An 18066-nucleotide genomic window follows, 5' to 3' on the forward strand; every position below is an offset into this window, starting at 1 on the left:
CTTGGACTATTCGATTATTCGAACTATTTGTCCAACTATCCAAAATCCAAAAATCTGATTTATCCAAAAAAAATAATCTAAAAAATGAAAACAGCATATATAGTAAAAGCATATAGAACTGCGGTAGGCAAAGCTCCTCGTGGCTTATTCCGATTCAAAAGACCGGATGAATTGGCCGCGGAGACCATTGAACATATGATGAAGGAATTGCCTAATCTGGACAAGAAGCGCATCGACGATGTTATTGTGGGAAACGCAATGCCTGAAGCTGAGCAAGGATTGAATATGGCCCGATTGATTTCGTTAATGGGATTGAACATTGATGATGTTCCGGGTGTGACCGTCAACCGCTATTGTGCATCTGGACTGGAAACTATTGGTATAGCCACCGCAAAGATTCAATCAGGAATGGCAGATTGTATTATTGCAGGAGGTTCAGAAAGTATGAGCTACATACCAATGGGCGGTTATAAACCCACTCCAGATTATGCTACCGCCAAAGAAGGCCATGAAGATTATTATTGGGGCATGGGGCTAACGGCTGAGGCCGTCGCCAAACAATTCAATGTTTCAAGGGAAGATCAAGACGTATTTGCATACAGTTCGCATATGAAAGCCCTAAAAGCACAAGAGGAAAATCGATTCCAAGATCAGATTGTACCCATTGATGTAGAGCACACTTTTGTAAACGAAGCCGGCAAAAAGGAAACCAAGACCTATACCGTAAATAAGGATGAAGGACCAAGAAAGGGAACCAATATCCCTACATTGAACAAGCTACGCCCTGTTTTTGCAGCTGGTGGAAGTGTTACTGCCGGAAATTCCTCCCAAATGAGTGACGGTGCTGCCTTTGTCATGGTGATGAGCGAAGAAATGGTCAAGGAATTGAATTTGGAACCCATTGCTCGTTTGGTCAACTATGCAGCAGCAGGAGTAGAACCCAGGATTATGGGAATAGGTCCCGTAAAAGCCATTCCAAAAGCATTAAAGCAAGCCGGATTAAAACAAGCTGATGTAGAATTGATAGAACTGAATGAAGCCTTCGCATCTCAATCCTTGGCCGTAATCAGAGAATTGGGGCTAGATCAGGAGATTGTCAATGTAAATGGAGGTGCAATAGCCTTGGGACATCCTTTAGGATGTACAGGTGCAAAACTCTCCGTGCAGCTCTTTGATGAAATGCGCAAAAGAGACATGAAAGGTAAATATGGTATGGTAACCATGTGTGTTGGAACAGGCCAAGGTGCCGCAGGTATTTATGAATTTTTAAATTAGAAGAAAACAAAGCTATGAGTACAGAAGCCCTAAATAAGAACATCCTACGTGGCGGACAATTCTTGGTAAAAGAAACCAATTGTGAAGATGTATTCACGCTCGAAGATTTGACCGAAGAGCAAAAAATGATGAGGGAGAGCACCAAGGAGTTTGTTGATAGAGAGCTTTGGGCTCATTGGGAGCGTTTTGAGAAGAAAGACTACGCATATACCGAGGAAACCATGCGAAAAGCAGGTGAACTTGGTCTGCTGAGTGTTGCCGTTCCCGAGGCTTATAGTGGAATGGGAATGGGATTTGTATCCACAATGCTGGTCTGTGATTATATTTCTGGAGCCACAGGGTCCTTCAGTACGGCATTTGGCGCTCATACAGGAATAGGTACTATGCCCATAACCCTTTATGGGACCGAAGAGCAAAAACAGAAGTATGTACCTAAATTGGCGTCTGGTGAGTGGTTTGGGGCATATTGTTTGACAGAACCAGGAGCTGGTTCCGATGCCAATTCAGGAAAAACAAAGGCTGTGCTTTCCAAAGATGGGAAACATTATAGTATAACAGGACAGAAAATGTGGATTTCCAATGCCGGATTCTGCAACTTGTTCATCGTTTTTGCCAGAATTGAGGACGATAAAAATATCACTGGATTCATTGTTGAAAATGATTCGGATAACGGCATCACTTTAGGTGATGAAGAGAAAAAACTGGGGATTCACTCCTCCTCCACCCGTCAGGTATTTTTCAATGAGACCAAGGTTCCTGTTGAAAACATGCTTTCGGAAAGAGGAAATGGGTTCAAAATTGCTATGAATGCCCTTAATGTAGGTAGAATTAAACTGGCTGCCGCATGTCTGGAAGCACAAAGACGTGTGCTGACCGAAGCTACCAAATATGCCAATGAACGCATCCAGTTTAAGACGCCAATAATGAATTTTGGGGCTATCAAGGCAAAGATTGCGGATATGGCTGCCAACGCTTATGTGGATGAATCTGCATGTTACAGAGCTGCAAAAAATATTGAGGATAGAATTGCCATCAGAGAAGCTGATGGAAATTCTCATCAAGAAGCCGAACTAAAAGGCGTGGAGGAATATGCCATTGAATGTTCCATTCTAAAGGTAGCTGTTTCAGAACATGTGCAGCACACCACAGATGAGGGTATCCAAATTTTTGGTGGAATGGGCTTTAGTGCAGATACTCCTATGGAATCTGCCTGGAGAGATGCCCGTATTTCCAGAATCTATGAAGGCACCAACGAAATTAACAGAATGCTGGCCGTTGGCATGTTGGTCAAAAAAGCAATGAAGGGTCATGTTGACCTATTAGGTCCCGCAACTGCCGTTGGAGAAGAATTGATGGGAATTCCTTCTTTTGATACACCGGATTTCTCAGAGCTGTTTTCGGAAGAAAAAGATTTGATCTCCCGTTTAAAAAAGGTGTTTTTAATGATTGCCGGTAGTGCGGTCCAAAAGTTTGGCCCCAGTCTGGAAGAACACCAAATGTTGCTAATGTCCGCTTCTGATATTTTAATACAGGTTTATTTGTCAGAATCCGCTATATTGCGCACTGAGAAAAATGCTAAAAGGTTTGGGGAAAAATCGCAAGAAACACAGATTGCAATATCCAAACTATATTTATATAGAGCTGTAGATATTATCATTCAAAAAGGAAAAGAAGCCATAGTTTCTTTTGCCGAAGGTGATGAACAGCGAATGATGCTAATGGGGCTAAAACGTTTTACGAAATATACAAATCAACCCAATGTCGTAGCACTCCGCACGCAAATTGCGGACAAAGTAGCCGCGGATAACGGGTATACCTTTGACTAATTCAAATGATGCTGAAACAAAGCTAATTTGTGAACCGCTCCGAAAGGGGCGGTTTTTTTGTGTATTATTTTGAAGCCTTGTCCCTTCCCCATAACTTTATCCAATGGATAAAAAATTATTGAGCTCTTTATATACTTCAGAAAGTTTTAGAAAGACCGGCCATGAACTTATCGATCTATTGGCAGATCATGTTCACAATTCCACTTCCGGTGCTAATTCCAAAACCATTGATTGGAACCTCCCAGACGATGAATTAAATTTCTGGAAGAATTTTCTTGAAAATGGAAGCCAAGAAGACTTCTTCAAAGAAATCCTCAAAAGAACCACCCATACCCACAATCCAAAGTATGTAGGGCACCAAGTGGCAGCCCCAGCTCCAATCACTGCACTCACAGGAATGATCGCATCATTGTTGAACAATGGTATGGCGGTTTACGAAATGGGGATGTCTCCCACCGCAATGGAGCGGATAACAACAGACTTTTTAGGGCAAAAGATAGGGTACGATACTACTTCAAGGGGAATCCTAACTTCAGGAGGCACCTTGGCAAACTTGACAGCACTTCTAGCTGCCCGGAAAGCCAAAGCCGAACATGATGTTTGGACAAAAGGGCACACTCAGCCCCTTGGCATCATGGTAAGCGAAGAAGCACATTATTGTGTGGACAGAGCAGCTAAAATTATGGGACGGGGCGAGCAAGGAATCATTAAAGTGCCGGTAGATTCAAGTTTTGCCATGGATACTTCAAAACTTGAGGCATATTATCAAAAAGCTCTGAATAATGGAATCCAAGTTCTCGCCATTGTAGGCAGTGCGCCTTCAACCGCAACCGGAATTTATGATGATCTGGAAGCTGTTGCCCATTTTGCCGAAAAGCACAACCTTTGGTTCCATGTGGATGGAGCTCATGGTGGGGCAGCTATTTTTTCAAAAAAATACAGCCATTTGCTAAAAGGAATAGAGAATTCAGATTCGGTGGTGATCGATGGTCATAAGATGATGATGATGCCGACCATTACAACCGCTCTTATATTCAAGGATGGTGAAAATTCGCACACCACCTTCAGTCAAAAAGCCGATTACCTGTTGACGGAAACGGATGAGGAAGATTGGTACAATGGAGGCAAAAGAACCTTTGAGTGCACTAAAAGTATGATGAGTCTGCATTGGTTTATACTGCTGAAGATGTATGGTGAAGAGGCTTTTGACCAAAACGTAACCGTTCTGTACGATTTAGCCAGGGAATTTGCCAAGGTGCTCAAAACCAATAAAAACTTTGAATTGGCCATAGAGCCCGCATCCAACATTTTGTGCTTCAGGTATGTAATTCCCGATTTGTCGTTAGAAGAATCAAATACACTGAATCAATCCATTAGACAAGAGTTGTTGGAAGATGGTGAATTTTATCTGGTGCAGACCAAGTTGAACGGGGTACACTATCTCAGAACCACTTTGATGAATCCATTTACAACCATGGAACACCTAAAGTTGCTCATGGAAAAGGTTAAAGCCTGTGCCGAAAAACTCCTTGCAAGCAAAATCAGCTGATGGATTCCAGTATTTTTTCCTCGCTCTTTTTCCTAGAGAAATTGATGGCGCATTCAATCAATGCCAAATGTGAATAAGCCTGTGGGAAGTTCCCTAACAAGCGTTTGCTCTTAAAATCAATATCCTCGCTGAAAAGTCCAAGATGATTACTGTATCCCAATAAACGTTCAAAATACGCCAATGCCTTATCCTCTTCGCCTATTTTGAAAAGACTGTTGATGAACCAAAAAGTGCATATGGTAAACGAGGAAGAGGGTAATCCAAAGTCATCCTCATTTTTATAGCGATACAACAACCCATCATTGTTTAAATCTTCTTCAATGGCACGTACCGTACTAACAAATTTTGGGTCTTTGGCATGAATAAATCCATAGGATTCCATCAAAAGCACGGATGCATCTAAATGACTCGACCCATACGATTGAACAAAGGCATTGATATCATCATTCCATGCATTTTCAAGGATATCCTGTTTTATTTCCTGTTCAAGCAATGTCCATTCGTTTATCTTTCGTTCCTTCCCAAAAATTTTGGCAACTTTTATAGCCCTGTCAAGCGCTACCCAGCATAATACCTTAGAAAAAGTGAAGTGCCTATCCTCTCCCCTAAACTCCCAAATTCCTTTGTCCGGCTCTCTCCAATGTTTGTTTACGATCCAAACTATTCCTTTGGTAATGCTCCAAAGGTCCTCACCATTTTCAATATCATTTTCAAACGTAACCAATTGCTCATAAATAACATCCATCAAAATACCGTAGATGTCATTCTGCTTTTGTTTGTACGCTGCATTCCCTATTCTGACAGGTTTTGAACCTTTATAACCATCCAAATGATCCAGTGTCTTTTCGGTAAGCATCTTTTCCCTGTTGATGCCATACATAATCTGCAATTTCTCATCTTTATCGGGCATTAAATCAATAATAAACTGCAAGTACCGTCTAGCGGAATTCTTATGACCCAGTTCAGACATCACTTTGATTACCATTGAAGCATCCCGTATCCAACAAAATCGGTAATCCCAATTTCTTACTTCTCCTATAGTTTCTGGTAAAGAAGTAGTTGCGGCGGCCAAAACAGCACCTGTTTTGTCATAAGTGAGCATTTTAAGTGTTATGGCACTCCGCATGATCTCCGCATTAAACTGCTTATATGTGGGCGTTCTGTCCACCCAATCCAACCAGTAAATTTTGGTTCGCTCAAGTTCCAAGGACATTTTTTCCGTAGTCGGCCTAAAAATTTTCTCGTTATAACAGACCAAAAAATACCCATCCTCTTTTAATACAATTTCCTCACCTTCCAAAACCTGTCTTTTGTTAAATGAGGTATAGAGAAACAGTGTGTCAAACTTTTGTTTGTTGGTCAGGCTGACTATGAAATTCTTTTTAATATGATGGGTTGTCTTCCCTTGGGCATATTCCAGCTTAGGATCATAAAGCACACTAAATCTTGGAGCTCCGGATATGTGTTTCACATAACGCACAATCTCTGGTGGGGCATTGTACTTTCCGGTGAGTTTATGATATCTTGGCATAAAATCATGCACCTCAAAAGTATTTTCGCCATCTGAATACCGCGTTACAAGAATTGCAGTATTTCTATGATATTCTTGATGTATCTCGTAGTTGTATTTTGTTCGGATTTCAAAACTGCCCCCTTTTTTATCATCCAATAATTTGGCAAATACCGATGTAGAGTCAAACTGAGGTAGACAACACCAGTCAAGGGAACCTGTATCTGATATTAAAGCTGCACTTCTGCAATTTCCAATTATTCCGTAATTTAGGTTATCCATAGTAAGGATTTGTATTTCTGTTGGTTATTGTAGGTTTTACCCTATTATAAATCGAAAAAATAGGAATTTTATTACATTTTTGTCCTAAAACCACCTTTCATGAGTAAAACTATAATTATTTCCAATAGACTACCAGTTCAACTACAAATTAGTGATGGTGGCCTCACGGCGACACCTAGTGTTGGTGGTTTGGCCACAGGAATGAAATCTGTGCATAGTGGTGGAGAAAGCTTATGGATAGGCTGGTCAGGACTTACGGATGAGGAAACCCCAAAAGCGCTTGAAGCCGATATTGATAAAGCACTGAAACAGCATGGTTGTGCCAAGGTTGGCCTAACGGAGAAGGATATTGAAGGCTTCTACTTTGGATTTAGCAATAGGACCATTTGGCCATTGTTCCATTATTTTTTGGAATATTCAGAATTTGAATTGGAGTTTTGGAATATCTACAAATCTGTGAATCAGAAATTTGCAGACGCCATTATAGAAAAATCCGAGGAAGGCGATACCATTTGGGTGCACGATTACCAATTAATGCTGGTCCCGCAAATGGTTAGGGAAAAACGTCCCAACACCTCCATAGGTTTCTTTTTGCATATCCCCTTTCCTTCCTATGAGATTTTCAGGACGCTCCCGTGGCGAGAAGAACTATTGGAAGGACTTTTGGGTGCTGACCTTATTGGTTTCCATACATACGACTATGAACGGCATTTTTTAAGTTCGGTACGTAGACTTTTAGGTCTGGAGGTTAGCTTCAACGATGTTTATTTAGATCACAGAACTATAAAGGTGGATTCTTTCCCTATGGGAATTGATTACAAAAAGTTCAAGGATGCTGCTATTTCACACCAAAAGAACACGAACGAAAAACGTAGTGACCTTCAAATAAAATTGGATGACCACAAGGCATCGGCTCCCGATACCAAACTCATCTTGTCCATAGATCGATTGGATTATAGCAAGGGCATTGCCAAAAGAATCAACGCTTTTGAGTATTTTTTGAACAAGTATCCAGAGTACAAGGAAAAGGTGCGGTTGATTATCCTGGCAGTTCCATCAAGGTCAAATGTGCCACAATATCAATTGCTCAAAAAAGAAATTGATGAACTTGTGGGCAGGATCAACGGCGAGCTATCAACGGTCAATTGGACTCCTATCTGGTATTTCTATCGCTCTTTGCCTTTTGAAAATTTAATCGACCTGTATACCTCCAGTGATATTGCTTGGCTTACACCACTTCGTGATGGAATGAACCTTGTCGCCAAGGAGTATATTGCCACTCGTATAGATAAAACCGGAGTTCTAATTTTGAGTGAAATGGCAGGTTCTGCCTATGAAATGAACGAAGCACTTTTAATCAATCCCAACAACTTTGAACAACAAGCGGACACCCTAAAAAAAGCCATTACCATGCCGCGTGAAGAACAGGTTGCACGCAATATGTTCTTGCAAAACAGATTGGAGCGCTACAATGTTGAAGTCTGGGCCAACGAATTTATGAATGCCCTAAATAGCAAAAGTGAAGGTGAAAATCCGAATATCTCGCAGAAAGTATCAGATACCATTCTAAAGGAAATTGGAAAGGACTATACAAAGGCAAAAAACAGATTATTGTTTTTGGATTATGATGGCACCTTGGCCGGATTCCATAAAGATCCTCAAAAAGCTTCTCCAGATGAAGAACTTTATACTCTTTTGGACAAGCTACATCAACAAGAGAACACTACTATTTTTCTTATCAGTGGAAGGGACAAACAAACCTTTACCAAATGGTTTTTACCCAAAGGGTACAATATGATCGTGGAGCATGGGGTTTGGATATCCAGAAATGGGGAAGAGTTTAAGCTCTTGGAACAAGTTAAGGATGAGTGGATGGGTAAGATCAAACCGGTTCTTGAGTCTTTCGTGGATAGAACCCCGGGCTCTTTCATTGAAGAGAAAAACTATTCCATGGCCTGGCATTACAGGAACACGGACCCTGATTTTGGCGAAAAAAGGGCCACAGAACTTAATACGGTATTGACAAGCCTTATCGGCAACGATGACATTAGCGTCCTTAACGGAAACAAAGTCATGGAGGTTAAAAGTAGCAATGTGAACAAAGGACGGGCTTCCGTTCGTATTTTAGGTGAAGACGATTACGATTTTGTCTTTGCCATTGGTGACGATTGGACCGACGAGTATATGTTTCAAGAACTTCCAGATTCTGCTATAACCGTTAAAGTGGGGCTTAAAAAGACCCAAGCTAAATACCACGTTGAAAACACCAAGCGGGTTAGGCAACTGCTCAAAACATTTACTGAAAAATGATGTTTAGGAAATTAATCATACCTACAATAGTATTATGTTCCTTATCCATAAACAGTCAGGTAAACACCGAAGTCTATTTATTTGATTTGAAAAGAAACGGTGCAGATCTCTTATTGTCGAACCCAAAGAATATTTCCAATAACGAAGGTTATGACAACCAACCGTCCTTTATGGACGACAATACGGTTTTGTTCTCATCAACCAGAGCGGATCAGACAGACATAAGAAGGTTCAATATTGAAGCCGGAAGCACTTCTTCCTGGATTTCCAATACCCCAACAGGAAGCGAGTATTCACCTTTAAAAATCCCAGGGAAGAATGCTGTTTCGGCCATACGTTTAGATTTGGATGGGCTACAACGGCTTTATGAATATAATTTGAAATCGGGAGAATCTACCCCCATCCTAGATAAAAAGGTGGGCTATCATGTGTGGTACAACGACCATATGTTGGTTTCCACTGTTTTGGTCGACAATAGGATGGATCTTGTGATCAGTAATCTCACTGACGGCTCCAACAAAACGGTGCAACGGAATGTGGGTCGCTCTTTATCTAAAATTCCCAATTCGAACTTGGTCAGTTATATCAGCAAGAAAAACACAATCTGGGAAATAAAATCATTGGACCCGGATTCTGGTGCTACGCAAAAAATAGCCAATGTACCAGAAAAAAGTGAGGATATATGCTGGTTGGATGCCAACACCATATTATCAGGAGTTGGAAAATCAATTGTAAAGTTCAACACCAAATCGGATAAAGACTGGGAATCCGTAATTGATTTTAAACTGGATGAAATCAACAACATAAGTCGAATAGCTGTCAATGGCAGTCGAAACCGATTGGCCTTTGTAGCTGAAGAATCCCCTTTACGATTAATTGACAGACAGGTACGGACATTCAACAATAGGGACTTATTTGGTTTTGTCTCGTGCTACGCAGAAGATGTACTGGTACAGCGTTTTCCAAACAAGGTCATGTATATAGGAAGGCAAAAAATGACGGAAAACTATGAACGTTTCTATCAAAACACCAAAAATGCCCAGGTAGAGGTCATTAAGCGTATCAGAATTGGAAACAAGGTGGTTGATGAGGAAATCAGTATTGTGGATGGGCGTAAAGGTCACCAAGTGGCCATCTACGAAGTTGAAAACGGTTTAATCGCATCTATGACCTTTATTTTTCCCGAAAGAGAGCTTAACGATGCCGAGTCTATTGTCCAAGAGCAACTTGACGCCTACAATTCCAAAGATATTGATGCTTTTATGGCCACTTATTCCGAAGATGTGAAACTTTATAACTTTCCGAACGAGCTCTCAATACAAGGGCAGCATAAGATGAAAGAACGCTATAGTTCATTTTTTGAAAAAACCCCCGATTTACACTGTGAAATAAAAAACCGTATTGTAATAGGCAACAAGGTGATTGACGAAGAGTTCATAACCGCCAATGGTGCAAGTTTTAGCGCTGTTGCTATTTATGAAGTGGAGAATGGAAAAATTACCAAGGTTACTTTTCTCAAATAGCATCACTGATTTCTATGAATCCATTACGGTGTTTTGGTTTTAACATTGTTCTTTATCCAATTGCGCTTATCTTTTTGCTGATTTTTGTTACTTTCATGGACTTCTAAAAAACATAAACTATACTATTATGAAACATGCACTTCTAATTGGTTTGCTTTTAACCGTCACCCATGGGTTTTGTCAAACAGAAACTGAATTTGACAAACCGTACATTTCAATGGGAGTAATTGTTTCAGATTTAGATGCCTCACTGGACTTTTACACCAATATAATTGGCATGAAAGAAACCGGAGGTTTTACGGTGAATGATGCCATGGGCAAAAAAACTGGACTCACCGGAGGTGTTGCTTTTGATGTGAAGGTGTTAAAACTCTATGACGATCCAAATGCCACCGAATACAAGTTGATGTCCTTTGGAAATCAAAAAAGCAAGGAAGAAACCCATATACAGGAACGTAACGGAATGCGGTACATTACGTTATTTTACAAATCTCTTGATGCAGTAAATCAGCGGCTCAAGGACAACAACATAACTTTTCTAAGCGAAGAACCTACCCATATTCCAGATGGAAGAAGGTTTATTTTGGTTCAGGATCCCGATGGTGTTTTTATTGAACTCATTGGAAATTAAACGTCAGCACATGAAGACATATCTCAGCTTTTTATTCGCCTTATTCAGCTTTTCAGTTCTTTTTTCACAAACCGATTCCCGTTTATACGATATCATCAATGCAGTTTCAGCTGAACGTATTAAAGGTGATATTACGACCCTTGCCAATTTTGGGACCCGACATACGTTAAGTGACACTATTTCCCAAACTCGAGGTATTGGTGCGGCAAGACGATGGATAAAATCGGAGTTTGAAAAGATTTCATCCAATTGTAATGATTGCCTAGACGTATTTTATCAAAAAGATTTGGTCAAAAAGGGAGAAGGCTCAAGAATCGTTAAAGATGTTTGGGTGGTTAATGTTGTTGCCGTACAGAAAGGTACAAAGTATCCTAACCGTTTCATTATTATGAGCGGTGATATCGATTCGCGGGTGAGCGACCCCAATGATTTCACTTCGGATTCTCCAGGTGCCAATGATAATGCCAGCGGTATGGCAGGAACCATAGAAGCTGCGCGAGTCTTGTCAAAATACCAGTTTGAAAGCAGTATTATTTATGTTGGACTTTCCGGGGAAGAACAAGGATTGTATGGAGGTAGAGGATTAGCGGCACATGCCAAAAAGGAAGGTTGGAACATTTTTGGCATCATAAATAATGATATGATCGGCAACATAACTGGTGTTGATGGTGTTGTCAGTAATCGTGATTTTAGGATTTTCTCAGAACCCGTTCCTCCAACCGAAACGGAAGAGCAACGCAGAGCCCGTAGATTTTATGGCGGTGAAGTAGATGGTATTTCCCGTCAATTGGCGCGCTATGTGCACAAAACCACCAAAACCTACATGCCAGAGATGAATCCTATGATGATTTACCGTTTGGACAGGTTTGGAAGAGGAGGGCATCACCGGCCTTTTAATGATGCTGGTTTTGCAGGAATCAGAATTATGGAAGCACATGAAAATTATACGCAACAGCACCAAGATATCCGTGTTGAAAATGGTATAGCCTATGGTGATGTGCTGGAGCACGTAAATTTTGAATACGCAAAAAAACTAACCGCTGTAAATGCCATTAATTTGGCATCAATTGCCTGGGCCCCACCTGCCCCAACAACTGTTGAAATAGGTGGAATTGTTGAACCCTCGGCAAAACTAAAATGGAATAAAGTAGAAGGTGCGGTTGGATATAAAATTTATTGGAGGGATACCACCTCCCCAACTTGGGACAACTCAAAATATGTTGGGAATAGTACAGAATATATGCTAAATGGCATTGTTATTGACAATTTCCTGTTTGGAGTAGCATCCGTGGGAAAGGATGGCCATGAAAGCCTTGTTACTTTTCCAAACAAAATCTTTAGATAGTATAATTTAACCTCAAGCACATTCAAGAGGTTTTTAAAATAATTTATGAAGCAATTTTTCACACTCTTTCTATTTATCTCCGCAACCTATTTTTCCGTTGCACAAAACTTTACCAGACAAGACACCCTCAGAGGAAGTATCACCCCGGAACGGGAATGGTGGGATCTAAACTACTATGACCTGAACATCAAAGTGGACCCAGAAACAGAAACCATTGAAGGGTATAACACCATTCGATACAAAGTTTTGGAGGAATCCGATGTACTTCAGGTAGACTTGCAGGAACCCTTAAAAATAGAATCGGTTGTACAGGATGGTGAAGAGCTGGACTATACTTCCGAAGGTGCAGCCCATTTTGTAAAATTGAAGAAGAAGCAGGTATCTGGAGCGTATAACCATATTATTGTCAAATATTCCGGAGAACCTAAAAAGGCCGTCCGCGCGCCTTGGGATGGGGGCTTTTCTTGGGACAGGGATAAAAAAGGAAATCCGTTTGCGGCCACTTCCTGTCAAGGATTGGGGGCCAGTGTTTGGTGGCCCAATAAAGACCATATGTATGACGAGGTGGATAGTATGCGTATCAGCGTTGCTGTTCCCGAAACCCTGATGAATGTGTCCAATGGAAGGCTCCGTAGGGTTGATGAGCGAAAAGGTGAAAAAATCTATACGTGGTTTGTATCTAATCCCATTAACAACTATTGTGTAAATGTAAATATTGGGGATTATGTGCATTTTGGTGAAAAATATGAGGGAGAAAAAGGAGAATTGGATGTTGACTATTATGTGCTTCGCCACAACTTAAAAAAAGCCAAAGAGCAGTTTAAACAAACATCCATGATGCTTGAAGCCTTTGAACATTGGTTTGGCCCCTACCCTTTTTATGAGGATAGCTTTAAGCTGGTGGAAGTTCCGTATTTGGGTATGGAACATCAAAGTTCAGTTACCTACGGTAACAATTACCAAAATGGGTATTTGGGTCGCGATCTCTCCAAATCCGGATGGGGCTTAAAATTTGACTTTATTATAATCCATGAAGGTGGCCACGAGTGGTTCGCCAATAATATTACCTATAAAGACATTGCCGATATGTGGATCCATGAAAGTTTCACCGCCTATTCGGAGAATCTTTACTTGGACTATCACTTTGGAAAGAAAGCTTCAGCCGAATATGTTATTGGAACCCGGGCTAATATTCAGAACGACCGCCCTATTATCGGATATTATAATGTGAATAAATCGGGTTCAGGTGATATGTACTACAAAGGTGCCAACATGCTGCATACTTTACGTCAGCTCATTGAAGATGATGAGTTATGGCGACAAACGTTAAGGGGGCTCAATGCTGAATTTTACCATCAAACTGTAACAACGGAGCAGATTGAAAATTACATCAGTAAAAAGACAAAAAAAGACTTGTCGGCTTTCTTCAATCAATATTTGCGCACTACCATGATTCCAACTTTGGAATACTCGCTTTCAGGGAATACCTTAAAATATCGATATGTAGACATTGTTGAGGATTTTGACATGCCCGTTAGAGTTTTTATTGGTGAAAAAGAGCATTGGCTTTTTCCAAATTCCGAATGGAAAACTGAAACTTTAAGTGAAGGGGATCTTGTTTTTGACAACAACTTCTACATAGAAACCAAAAAGATTTAGTTTGGACAGTTTTCCAGAACTCTATTTTAAAAACGATAAAGAATGGAGGGTGTGGCTCCATGAGAATCATGCCACCACCCAGGGTATTTTCTTGATTTTTTATAAAGTGGAGCATGAAATGGAAAGTATGCGGTGGGAAGAAGCGGTGCGGGTAGCCTTATGCTATGGTTGGATAGATAGCACGGTAAAAAGCTTGGGCAATGGGAAGCGTAGGCAATACTTCTGCCCAAGAAAACCCAAAAGTGTATGGAGCAAAGTCAACAAGACCCATATCATCGAACTAATTGAGGGTGATTTGATGCACAAAAGCGGACTTATATCCATTGAAATTGCCAAAAAGAATGGCTCCTGGGCAGCTTTGGATGATGTGGAGAATGGTGTTATTCCCAAAGATTTGCAAAAAGCTTTCAGTAGCAATAAAATAGCTTTTCAGAATTTTCAAAATTTCACACACAGCCAACGAAAAAGTTACCTCTATTGGCTCCATCAAGCAAAACGCGATGAAACCAGACAAAAAAGAATCGTCGAAATTATAGCTTGTTGCAAAGAGAACATCAAATCGAGAAGTACTCGGTAAATTCTAGTCGGTTCTTCCATAAATTCTGTGATAAGCCAATGCCGCCATTCCGCCAACCATGGAAAATGCTGTTAACATCCAAAAAACGTTCTGATGCCCAAGCTCCTCTCCCCTATGGGCATCCAATAACACTCCATAAGCTGGCCCAGCAAAAATATCCGGAGTATATCCAATCAAGGAAATAAGACCAACAGCCGTTCCCGTTAACATCAAAGGAATTTTTCCTTTTTGCATCACCCCAAAATACAAAGCTCTGGCAGCATAAATTCCGGCTGCGACAATTACCACGGATAAAAAGAATAGCATGGTAGTAGATGGACCAATAATACCTGACCCAAATAAGATGCCCCCGATAATGCAAGCTCCAAAACTATACACCAACCAAAGTGTTATCCTAAAACGATCCACTATTAGCCCTACCAAAATACCTGTTGCTGGTCTTAAAAACTGAAAAAGCGTTCCAGTTTGTGCTGCTTTCACTTCATTGTACAACATCACCTCATTGGCATATTGTGAGATGACATCCGTAATCTTATACCCTACATAGGCACAAAGAATGATGATCATCAACAACCAAACCGAGGGAATCCTTAAAACGATACCTATTTCTTTTTTGGAAATACGCTCTACCAAGATTTTACTTTCGTCCACCCCCGATTTCATGAACAGCCAGACCAAAACACCAATTAAAGCAATGATTATACATGAGGTATAAATCACATATCGAAAAGCCTCTTGTCGTTCCTCGAGCAAACTGCCATCAACCTCTTCTCCAAGAAAAAATGAAAAAATAAGCACCCCCATTAAACCAAAAAGCGCACCTGTAAGACCTCGACCTCCATCTAGCAATCCAAAAGCCTTACCCTGTGCTGTATCTCCTCCCCAAACTCTTGTTGCTTTGATCATAGGTGCCCAAAACAAAAAAATGGTGGTAAAACCCCAATAACCATATAAAAGTTGTAACTGTCCAAAGCTGGGAAATTGTACAAATACCAACCCTCCCAATGCAGTCATCCAAAGTGCAATTGCAATCAATTTTCTTGGTGGATACTTGTCGGCCAAAGGCCCTCCAAGCAAATAGGAGATTAAAGCTACAATGCCATACAATGAAAAGCACAACCCCAATTGCGTGTTGTCCAATGCAAAAACATCCAGTACGGTACTTCTAAAAATGCGGGGTAAAACAAAAGGAAGTATAAAAACAGCCTCGCCTGCCAGAATCAACAATATAAGATAAAACCAAGGGGCCTTTTTCTCCATTGTTGCTAAAAATAAGAAAATTATACCCCCTTAAGAATTCCGCTGTCCAATTTTGGTATCTTTAGTTGATTTTGTCCTTTTGCATGCCAGTTAGCAAGAGAAACCTGAAAATAGCTCGACCAACTTTTTAATGCATCTGAAATACATTGACAATGAAAACTAAGTTTAAAAAAATTACTCTTTTCCTGCTTGTTTGCGTATTTGGAAGCTCATGTCAGGAAAAACAGAAAGTAGAAGAGATAAGTCCCAGCTTAATTCTTATTTCCAAAGCCAATGTTATAGATGTTAGAACAGGACAGATCAAAACCGGTCAGAACATTTTTATCGATTCAGGAAAGATAAAGGAAATCAATACATTGGAAATTGATGATCTGTCAAAATACAAAACGGTCATTAAGGCTGAAGGCCAATTTGTTATTCCCGGGATGACTGAAATGCATGCCCATATTCCACAACCCCCAACTTCAAAGGAACGCCTTGAAGATGTGTTGTTTTTGTACTTGGCCAATGGCGTCACAACAATTCGAGGAATGCTGGGACATCCTGATCATTTGGAGCTCAAAAAAAAGGTGCAGGACAGAACGGTTTTAGGTCCGAGAATATTTACGTCAAGTCCTTCACTTAATGGAAATTCGGTAAAAACAGCAGAAGAAGCCATTGAAAAAGTGACTGCCTACCAAAAAGAAGGTTATGATTTTCTAAAAATTCACCCGGGTATTCAACGAAGTGTGTTTGACCAGTTGGTAAAAACAGCCAATGAAGTTGGTATTTCATTTGCCGGGCATGTCCCAGTTGATGTGGGCATCCGCCATGCACTTGAAAGCAAATTCGCAACAATTGATCATGTTGATGGGTTTTTAGAAGGCTTGGTTCCCGAATCTGAAAATGTGGACCCTACCGCCAATGGCTTTTTTGGCTACAACTTCACCCCTTTGGCAGATACCTCTAAAATTGACGAATTAGTACAATTATCAAAGGACAATAAGGTATGGATAGTTCCCACGCAAAGTCTGTTCGAGCGATGGTTTGCACCGGCAAATGTTGACAGCTTGTTAGCAGAGCCAGAGATGAAATATATGCCAAAATCCACATTGGAGAATTGGAGACGGGTAAAACAGCAGAGTATGGAAAACTCAGGTTTTAATGTTTCACAATGGGAGCAATTTGATGCCATTCGAAAAACTCTCATTAAGAAACTTCAAGATAATGGCCATGGAATTCTACTAGGTTCAGACGCCCCTCAGTTGTTCAACGTCCCAGGGTTCTCCATTCAACATGAAATGCAAGGAATGGCAAAAGCGGGAATGCAACCTTTGGAAATCTTGCAATCCGCCACGATCAACCCTGCTATCTTTTTTGATATGGAAAATATTTTCGGAGAAATTAAAGAAGGTGCTGAAGCAGATTTGATTCTTCTTGCCAAGAATCCGTTGGACGACATTAAAAATTATATGGAGGTTTCTGGAATTATGACCCGTGGCACTTGGATTTCTAGGGATGACATCGAAAAAAGGTTAAAAGAAATTGCTGAAAGTGCAGCTAAAAACTAAATCTGCCTAGGATTATTTCCTGTAGTTTTTCTTAATGACATTAATGATTAGCCTCCAAGTATGTAGTCCATGCATGTTTTGATGGAAATCTCATAGAGATATGGCTTGTACAAATGCTTTCCATTTCTCGCCATCTCCATTTATCTCAAACCTTTTGTTTTTCTTAAAAATAGTTGATAGGCCTCCCACTGCCGAACCCAAAATTGCTCCGCTAAAAGACAAAATTGCAATATTCTCCGCTTGGGTTGCTCCAAACAAACCGTTATCATCCGCATCTACAATGCCAATAAGTGCACCAGCAATAGCTCCGATGCCCACATTGGTTCCTCCGGCTCTTCCCATTTTAATCTTACCAATATTGTTTATCGGCAATTTCATGGACAACTTCCTAGTTTTTATGCGAAGTTCATTTTCCGATAGGGATTGTATTTTCCCTTTGGCTATTTTGTTGCCCTGAAGATCAAACACTCGAACAAACTTTCCAATACTCTTTGAGTTTTCTTGTGAAAAAGAATTTACAGATAAAAACAATACAATGGCTAAAGCTGTAAGTCTCATAACGTTGATTTGTGAAAGTTAACGGGGAGGCAACACCTTAAAGATGGGAATTCAAAATCAAAAAACCAAGTAAACAACTAAAATACAAAGGTTTAAAACGATAACACACCCACATATTGAGCTAAAATTTTAGGTATGGAAATCTATTTCCCTTAACACCTTTTTAAGAAATCCACTTGCCGTTTTTGGTATCTTTAGCCGACTAATTGAA

The 18066-nt window shown here is 40.4% G+C and carries 13 protein-coding genes; 10 read left to right on the forward strand and 3 right to left on the reverse strand.

Features of this window, described 5'->3' with window-relative positions:
• Window positions 1-84: 84 nt before the first annotated feature.
• The 3 genes from ACOQO1_RS07140 to ACOQO1_RS07150 all read left to right on the forward strand — a co-directional run bounded on the left by ACOQO1_RS07140 (window position 85) and on the right by ACOQO1_RS07150 (window position 4650).
• Entirely contained in the window at window positions 85-1275 is a 1191-nt protein-coding gene (locus ACOQO1_RS07140; RefSeq protein ID WP_420602175.1) for an acetyl-CoA C-acyltransferase, read from the forward strand.
• 14 nt (window positions 1276-1289) lie between these two features.
• Window positions 1290-3101, forward strand: a complete 1812-nt coding sequence (locus ACOQO1_RS07145; RefSeq protein ID WP_420602176.1) for an acyl-CoA dehydrogenase family protein — start codon at window positions 1290-1292, stop codon at window positions 3099-3101.
• A gap of 103 nt (window positions 3102-3204) precedes the next feature.
• Complete coding sequence (locus tag ACOQO1_RS07150) at window positions 3205-4650, forward strand: pyridoxal phosphate-dependent decarboxylase family protein (RefSeq protein WP_420602177.1); 1446 nt, start codon at window positions 3205-3207, stop codon at window positions 4648-4650.
• Here ACOQO1_RS07150 and ACOQO1_RS07155 read toward each other — a convergent pair.
• Window positions 4643-6442, reverse strand: coding sequence for a glycoside hydrolase family 15 protein (locus ACOQO1_RS07155; RefSeq protein ID WP_420602178.1), 1800 nt, complete (start codon window positions 6440-6442; stop codon window positions 4643-4645). The two genes, ACOQO1_RS07150 and ACOQO1_RS07155, sit on opposite strands and share 8 nt — an antisense overlap.
• Window positions 6443-6541: 99 nt before the next feature.
• On the opposite strand from ACOQO1_RS07155, the gene ACOQO1_RS07160 reads away from it, so the two are divergent.
• From ACOQO1_RS07160 to ACOQO1_RS07185, 6 genes are all read left to right on the forward strand, one after another.
• A complete protein-coding gene (locus ACOQO1_RS07160; protein WP_420602179.1) occupies window positions 6542-8752 on the forward strand; it encodes a bifunctional alpha,alpha-trehalose-phosphate synthase (UDP-forming)/trehalose-phosphatase in 2211 nt (736 codons plus the stop codon).
• On the forward strand, window positions 8749-10275 hold the full coding sequence (locus ACOQO1_RS07165; RefSeq protein ID WP_420602180.1) for a nuclear transport factor 2 family protein: 1527 nt from the start codon (window positions 8749-8751) through the stop codon (window positions 10273-10275). The genes ACOQO1_RS07160 and ACOQO1_RS07165 overlap by 4 nt, the downstream gene beginning before the upstream one ends.
• 127 nt (window positions 10276-10402) lie before the next feature.
• Window positions 10403-10906, forward strand: a complete 504-nt coding sequence (locus ACOQO1_RS07170) for a VOC family protein (RefSeq protein ID WP_420602181.1) — start codon at window positions 10403-10405, stop codon at window positions 10904-10906.
• A 10-nt stretch (window positions 10907-10916) separates the two neighbouring features.
• A complete protein-coding gene (locus tag ACOQO1_RS07175) occupies window positions 10917-12251 on the forward strand; it encodes a M28 family metallopeptidase (protein WP_420602182.1) in 1335 nt (444 codons plus the stop codon).
• Window positions 12252-12296: 45 nt separating this feature from the next.
• Window positions 12297-13910: a M1 family metallopeptidase gene (locus ACOQO1_RS07180; RefSeq protein ID WP_420602183.1), complete on the forward strand. Its 1614-nt coding sequence runs from the start codon at window positions 12297-12299 to the stop codon at window positions 13908-13910.
• A gap of 1 nt (window position 13911) precedes the next feature.
• Entirely contained in the window at window positions 13912-14487 is a 576-nt protein-coding gene (locus ACOQO1_RS07185) for a YdeI/OmpD-associated family protein (protein ID WP_420602184.1), read from the forward strand.
• 3 nt (window positions 14488-14490) lie between these two features.
• Here ACOQO1_RS07185 and ACOQO1_RS07190 read toward each other — a convergent pair whose 3' ends face one another.
• On the reverse strand, window positions 14491-15747 hold the full coding sequence (locus ACOQO1_RS07190) for an MFS transporter (RefSeq protein ID WP_420602185.1): 1257 nt from the start codon (window positions 15745-15747) through the stop codon (window positions 14491-14493).
• A gap of 152 nt (window positions 15748-15899) precedes the next feature.
• Between ACOQO1_RS07190 and ACOQO1_RS07195 the strand changes: the two genes are divergently transcribed.
• Window positions 15900-17297 carry an amidohydrolase family protein gene (locus ACOQO1_RS07195; protein WP_420602186.1) on the forward strand — a complete coding sequence of 466 codons (1398 nt, stop codon included), beginning with the start codon at window positions 15900-15902 and terminating at the stop codon, window positions 17295-17297.
• A 90-nt stretch (window positions 17298-17387) separates the two neighbouring features.
• On the opposite strand, the gene ACOQO1_RS07200 is transcribed toward ACOQO1_RS07195, so the two are convergent.
• Window positions 17388-17855, reverse strand: a complete 468-nt coding sequence (locus tag ACOQO1_RS07200) for a hypothetical protein (RefSeq protein ID WP_420602187.1) — start codon at window positions 17853-17855, stop codon at window positions 17388-17390.
• Window positions 17856-18066: the final 211 nt, after the last annotated feature.

The sequence above is a fragment of the Flagellimonas sp. genome (assembly GCF_965222555.1).
In the GTDB taxonomy this organism is placed as follows: Bacteria; Bacteroidota; Bacteroidia; order Flavobacteriales; family Flavobacteriaceae; genus Flagellimonas.

Excerpts from the sequence above, each read along its gene's own strand:
- ACOQO1_RS07140 (WP_420602175.1), top strand. The coding sequence starts at position 85 with ATGAAAACAGCATATATAGTAAAAGCATATAGAACTGCGGTAGGCAAA.
- ACOQO1_RS07145 (WP_420602176.1), top strand. The coding sequence starts at position 1,290 with ATGAGTACAGAAGCCCTAAATAAGAACATCCTACGTGGCGGACAATTC.
- ACOQO1_RS07150 (WP_420602177.1), top strand. The coding sequence starts at position 3,205 with ATGGATAAAAAATTATTGAGCTCTTTATATACTTCAGAAAGTTTTAGA.
- ACOQO1_RS07155 (WP_420602178.1), bottom strand. The coding sequence starts at position 6,442 with ATGGATAACCTAAATTACGGAATAATTGGAAATTGCAGAAGTGCAGCT.
- ACOQO1_RS07160 (WP_420602179.1), top strand. The coding sequence starts at position 6,542 with ATGAGTAAAACTATAATTATTTCCAATAGACTACCAGTTCAACTACAA.
- ACOQO1_RS07165 (WP_420602180.1), top strand. The coding sequence starts at position 8,749 with ATGATGTTTAGGAAATTAATCATACCTACAATAGTATTATGTTCCTTA.
- ACOQO1_RS07170 (WP_420602181.1), top strand. The coding sequence starts at position 10,403 with ATGAAACATGCACTTCTAATTGGTTTGCTTTTAACCGTCACCCATGGG.
- ACOQO1_RS07175 (WP_420602182.1), top strand. The coding sequence starts at position 10,917 with ATGAAGACATATCTCAGCTTTTTATTCGCCTTATTCAGCTTTTCAGTT.
- ACOQO1_RS07180 (WP_420602183.1), top strand. The coding sequence starts at position 12,297 with ATGAAGCAATTTTTCACACTCTTTCTATTTATCTCCGCAACCTATTTT.
- ACOQO1_RS07190 (WP_420602185.1), bottom strand. The coding sequence starts at position 15,747 with ATGGAGAAAAAGGCCCCTTGGTTTTATCTTATATTGTTGATTCTGGCA.
- ACOQO1_RS07195 (WP_420602186.1), top strand. The coding sequence starts at position 15,900 with ATGAAAACTAAGTTTAAAAAAATTACTCTTTTCCTGCTTGTTTGCGTA.
- ACOQO1_RS07200 (WP_420602187.1), bottom strand. The coding sequence starts at position 17,855 with ATGAGACTTACAGCTTTAGCCATTGTATTGTTTTTATCTGTAAATTCT.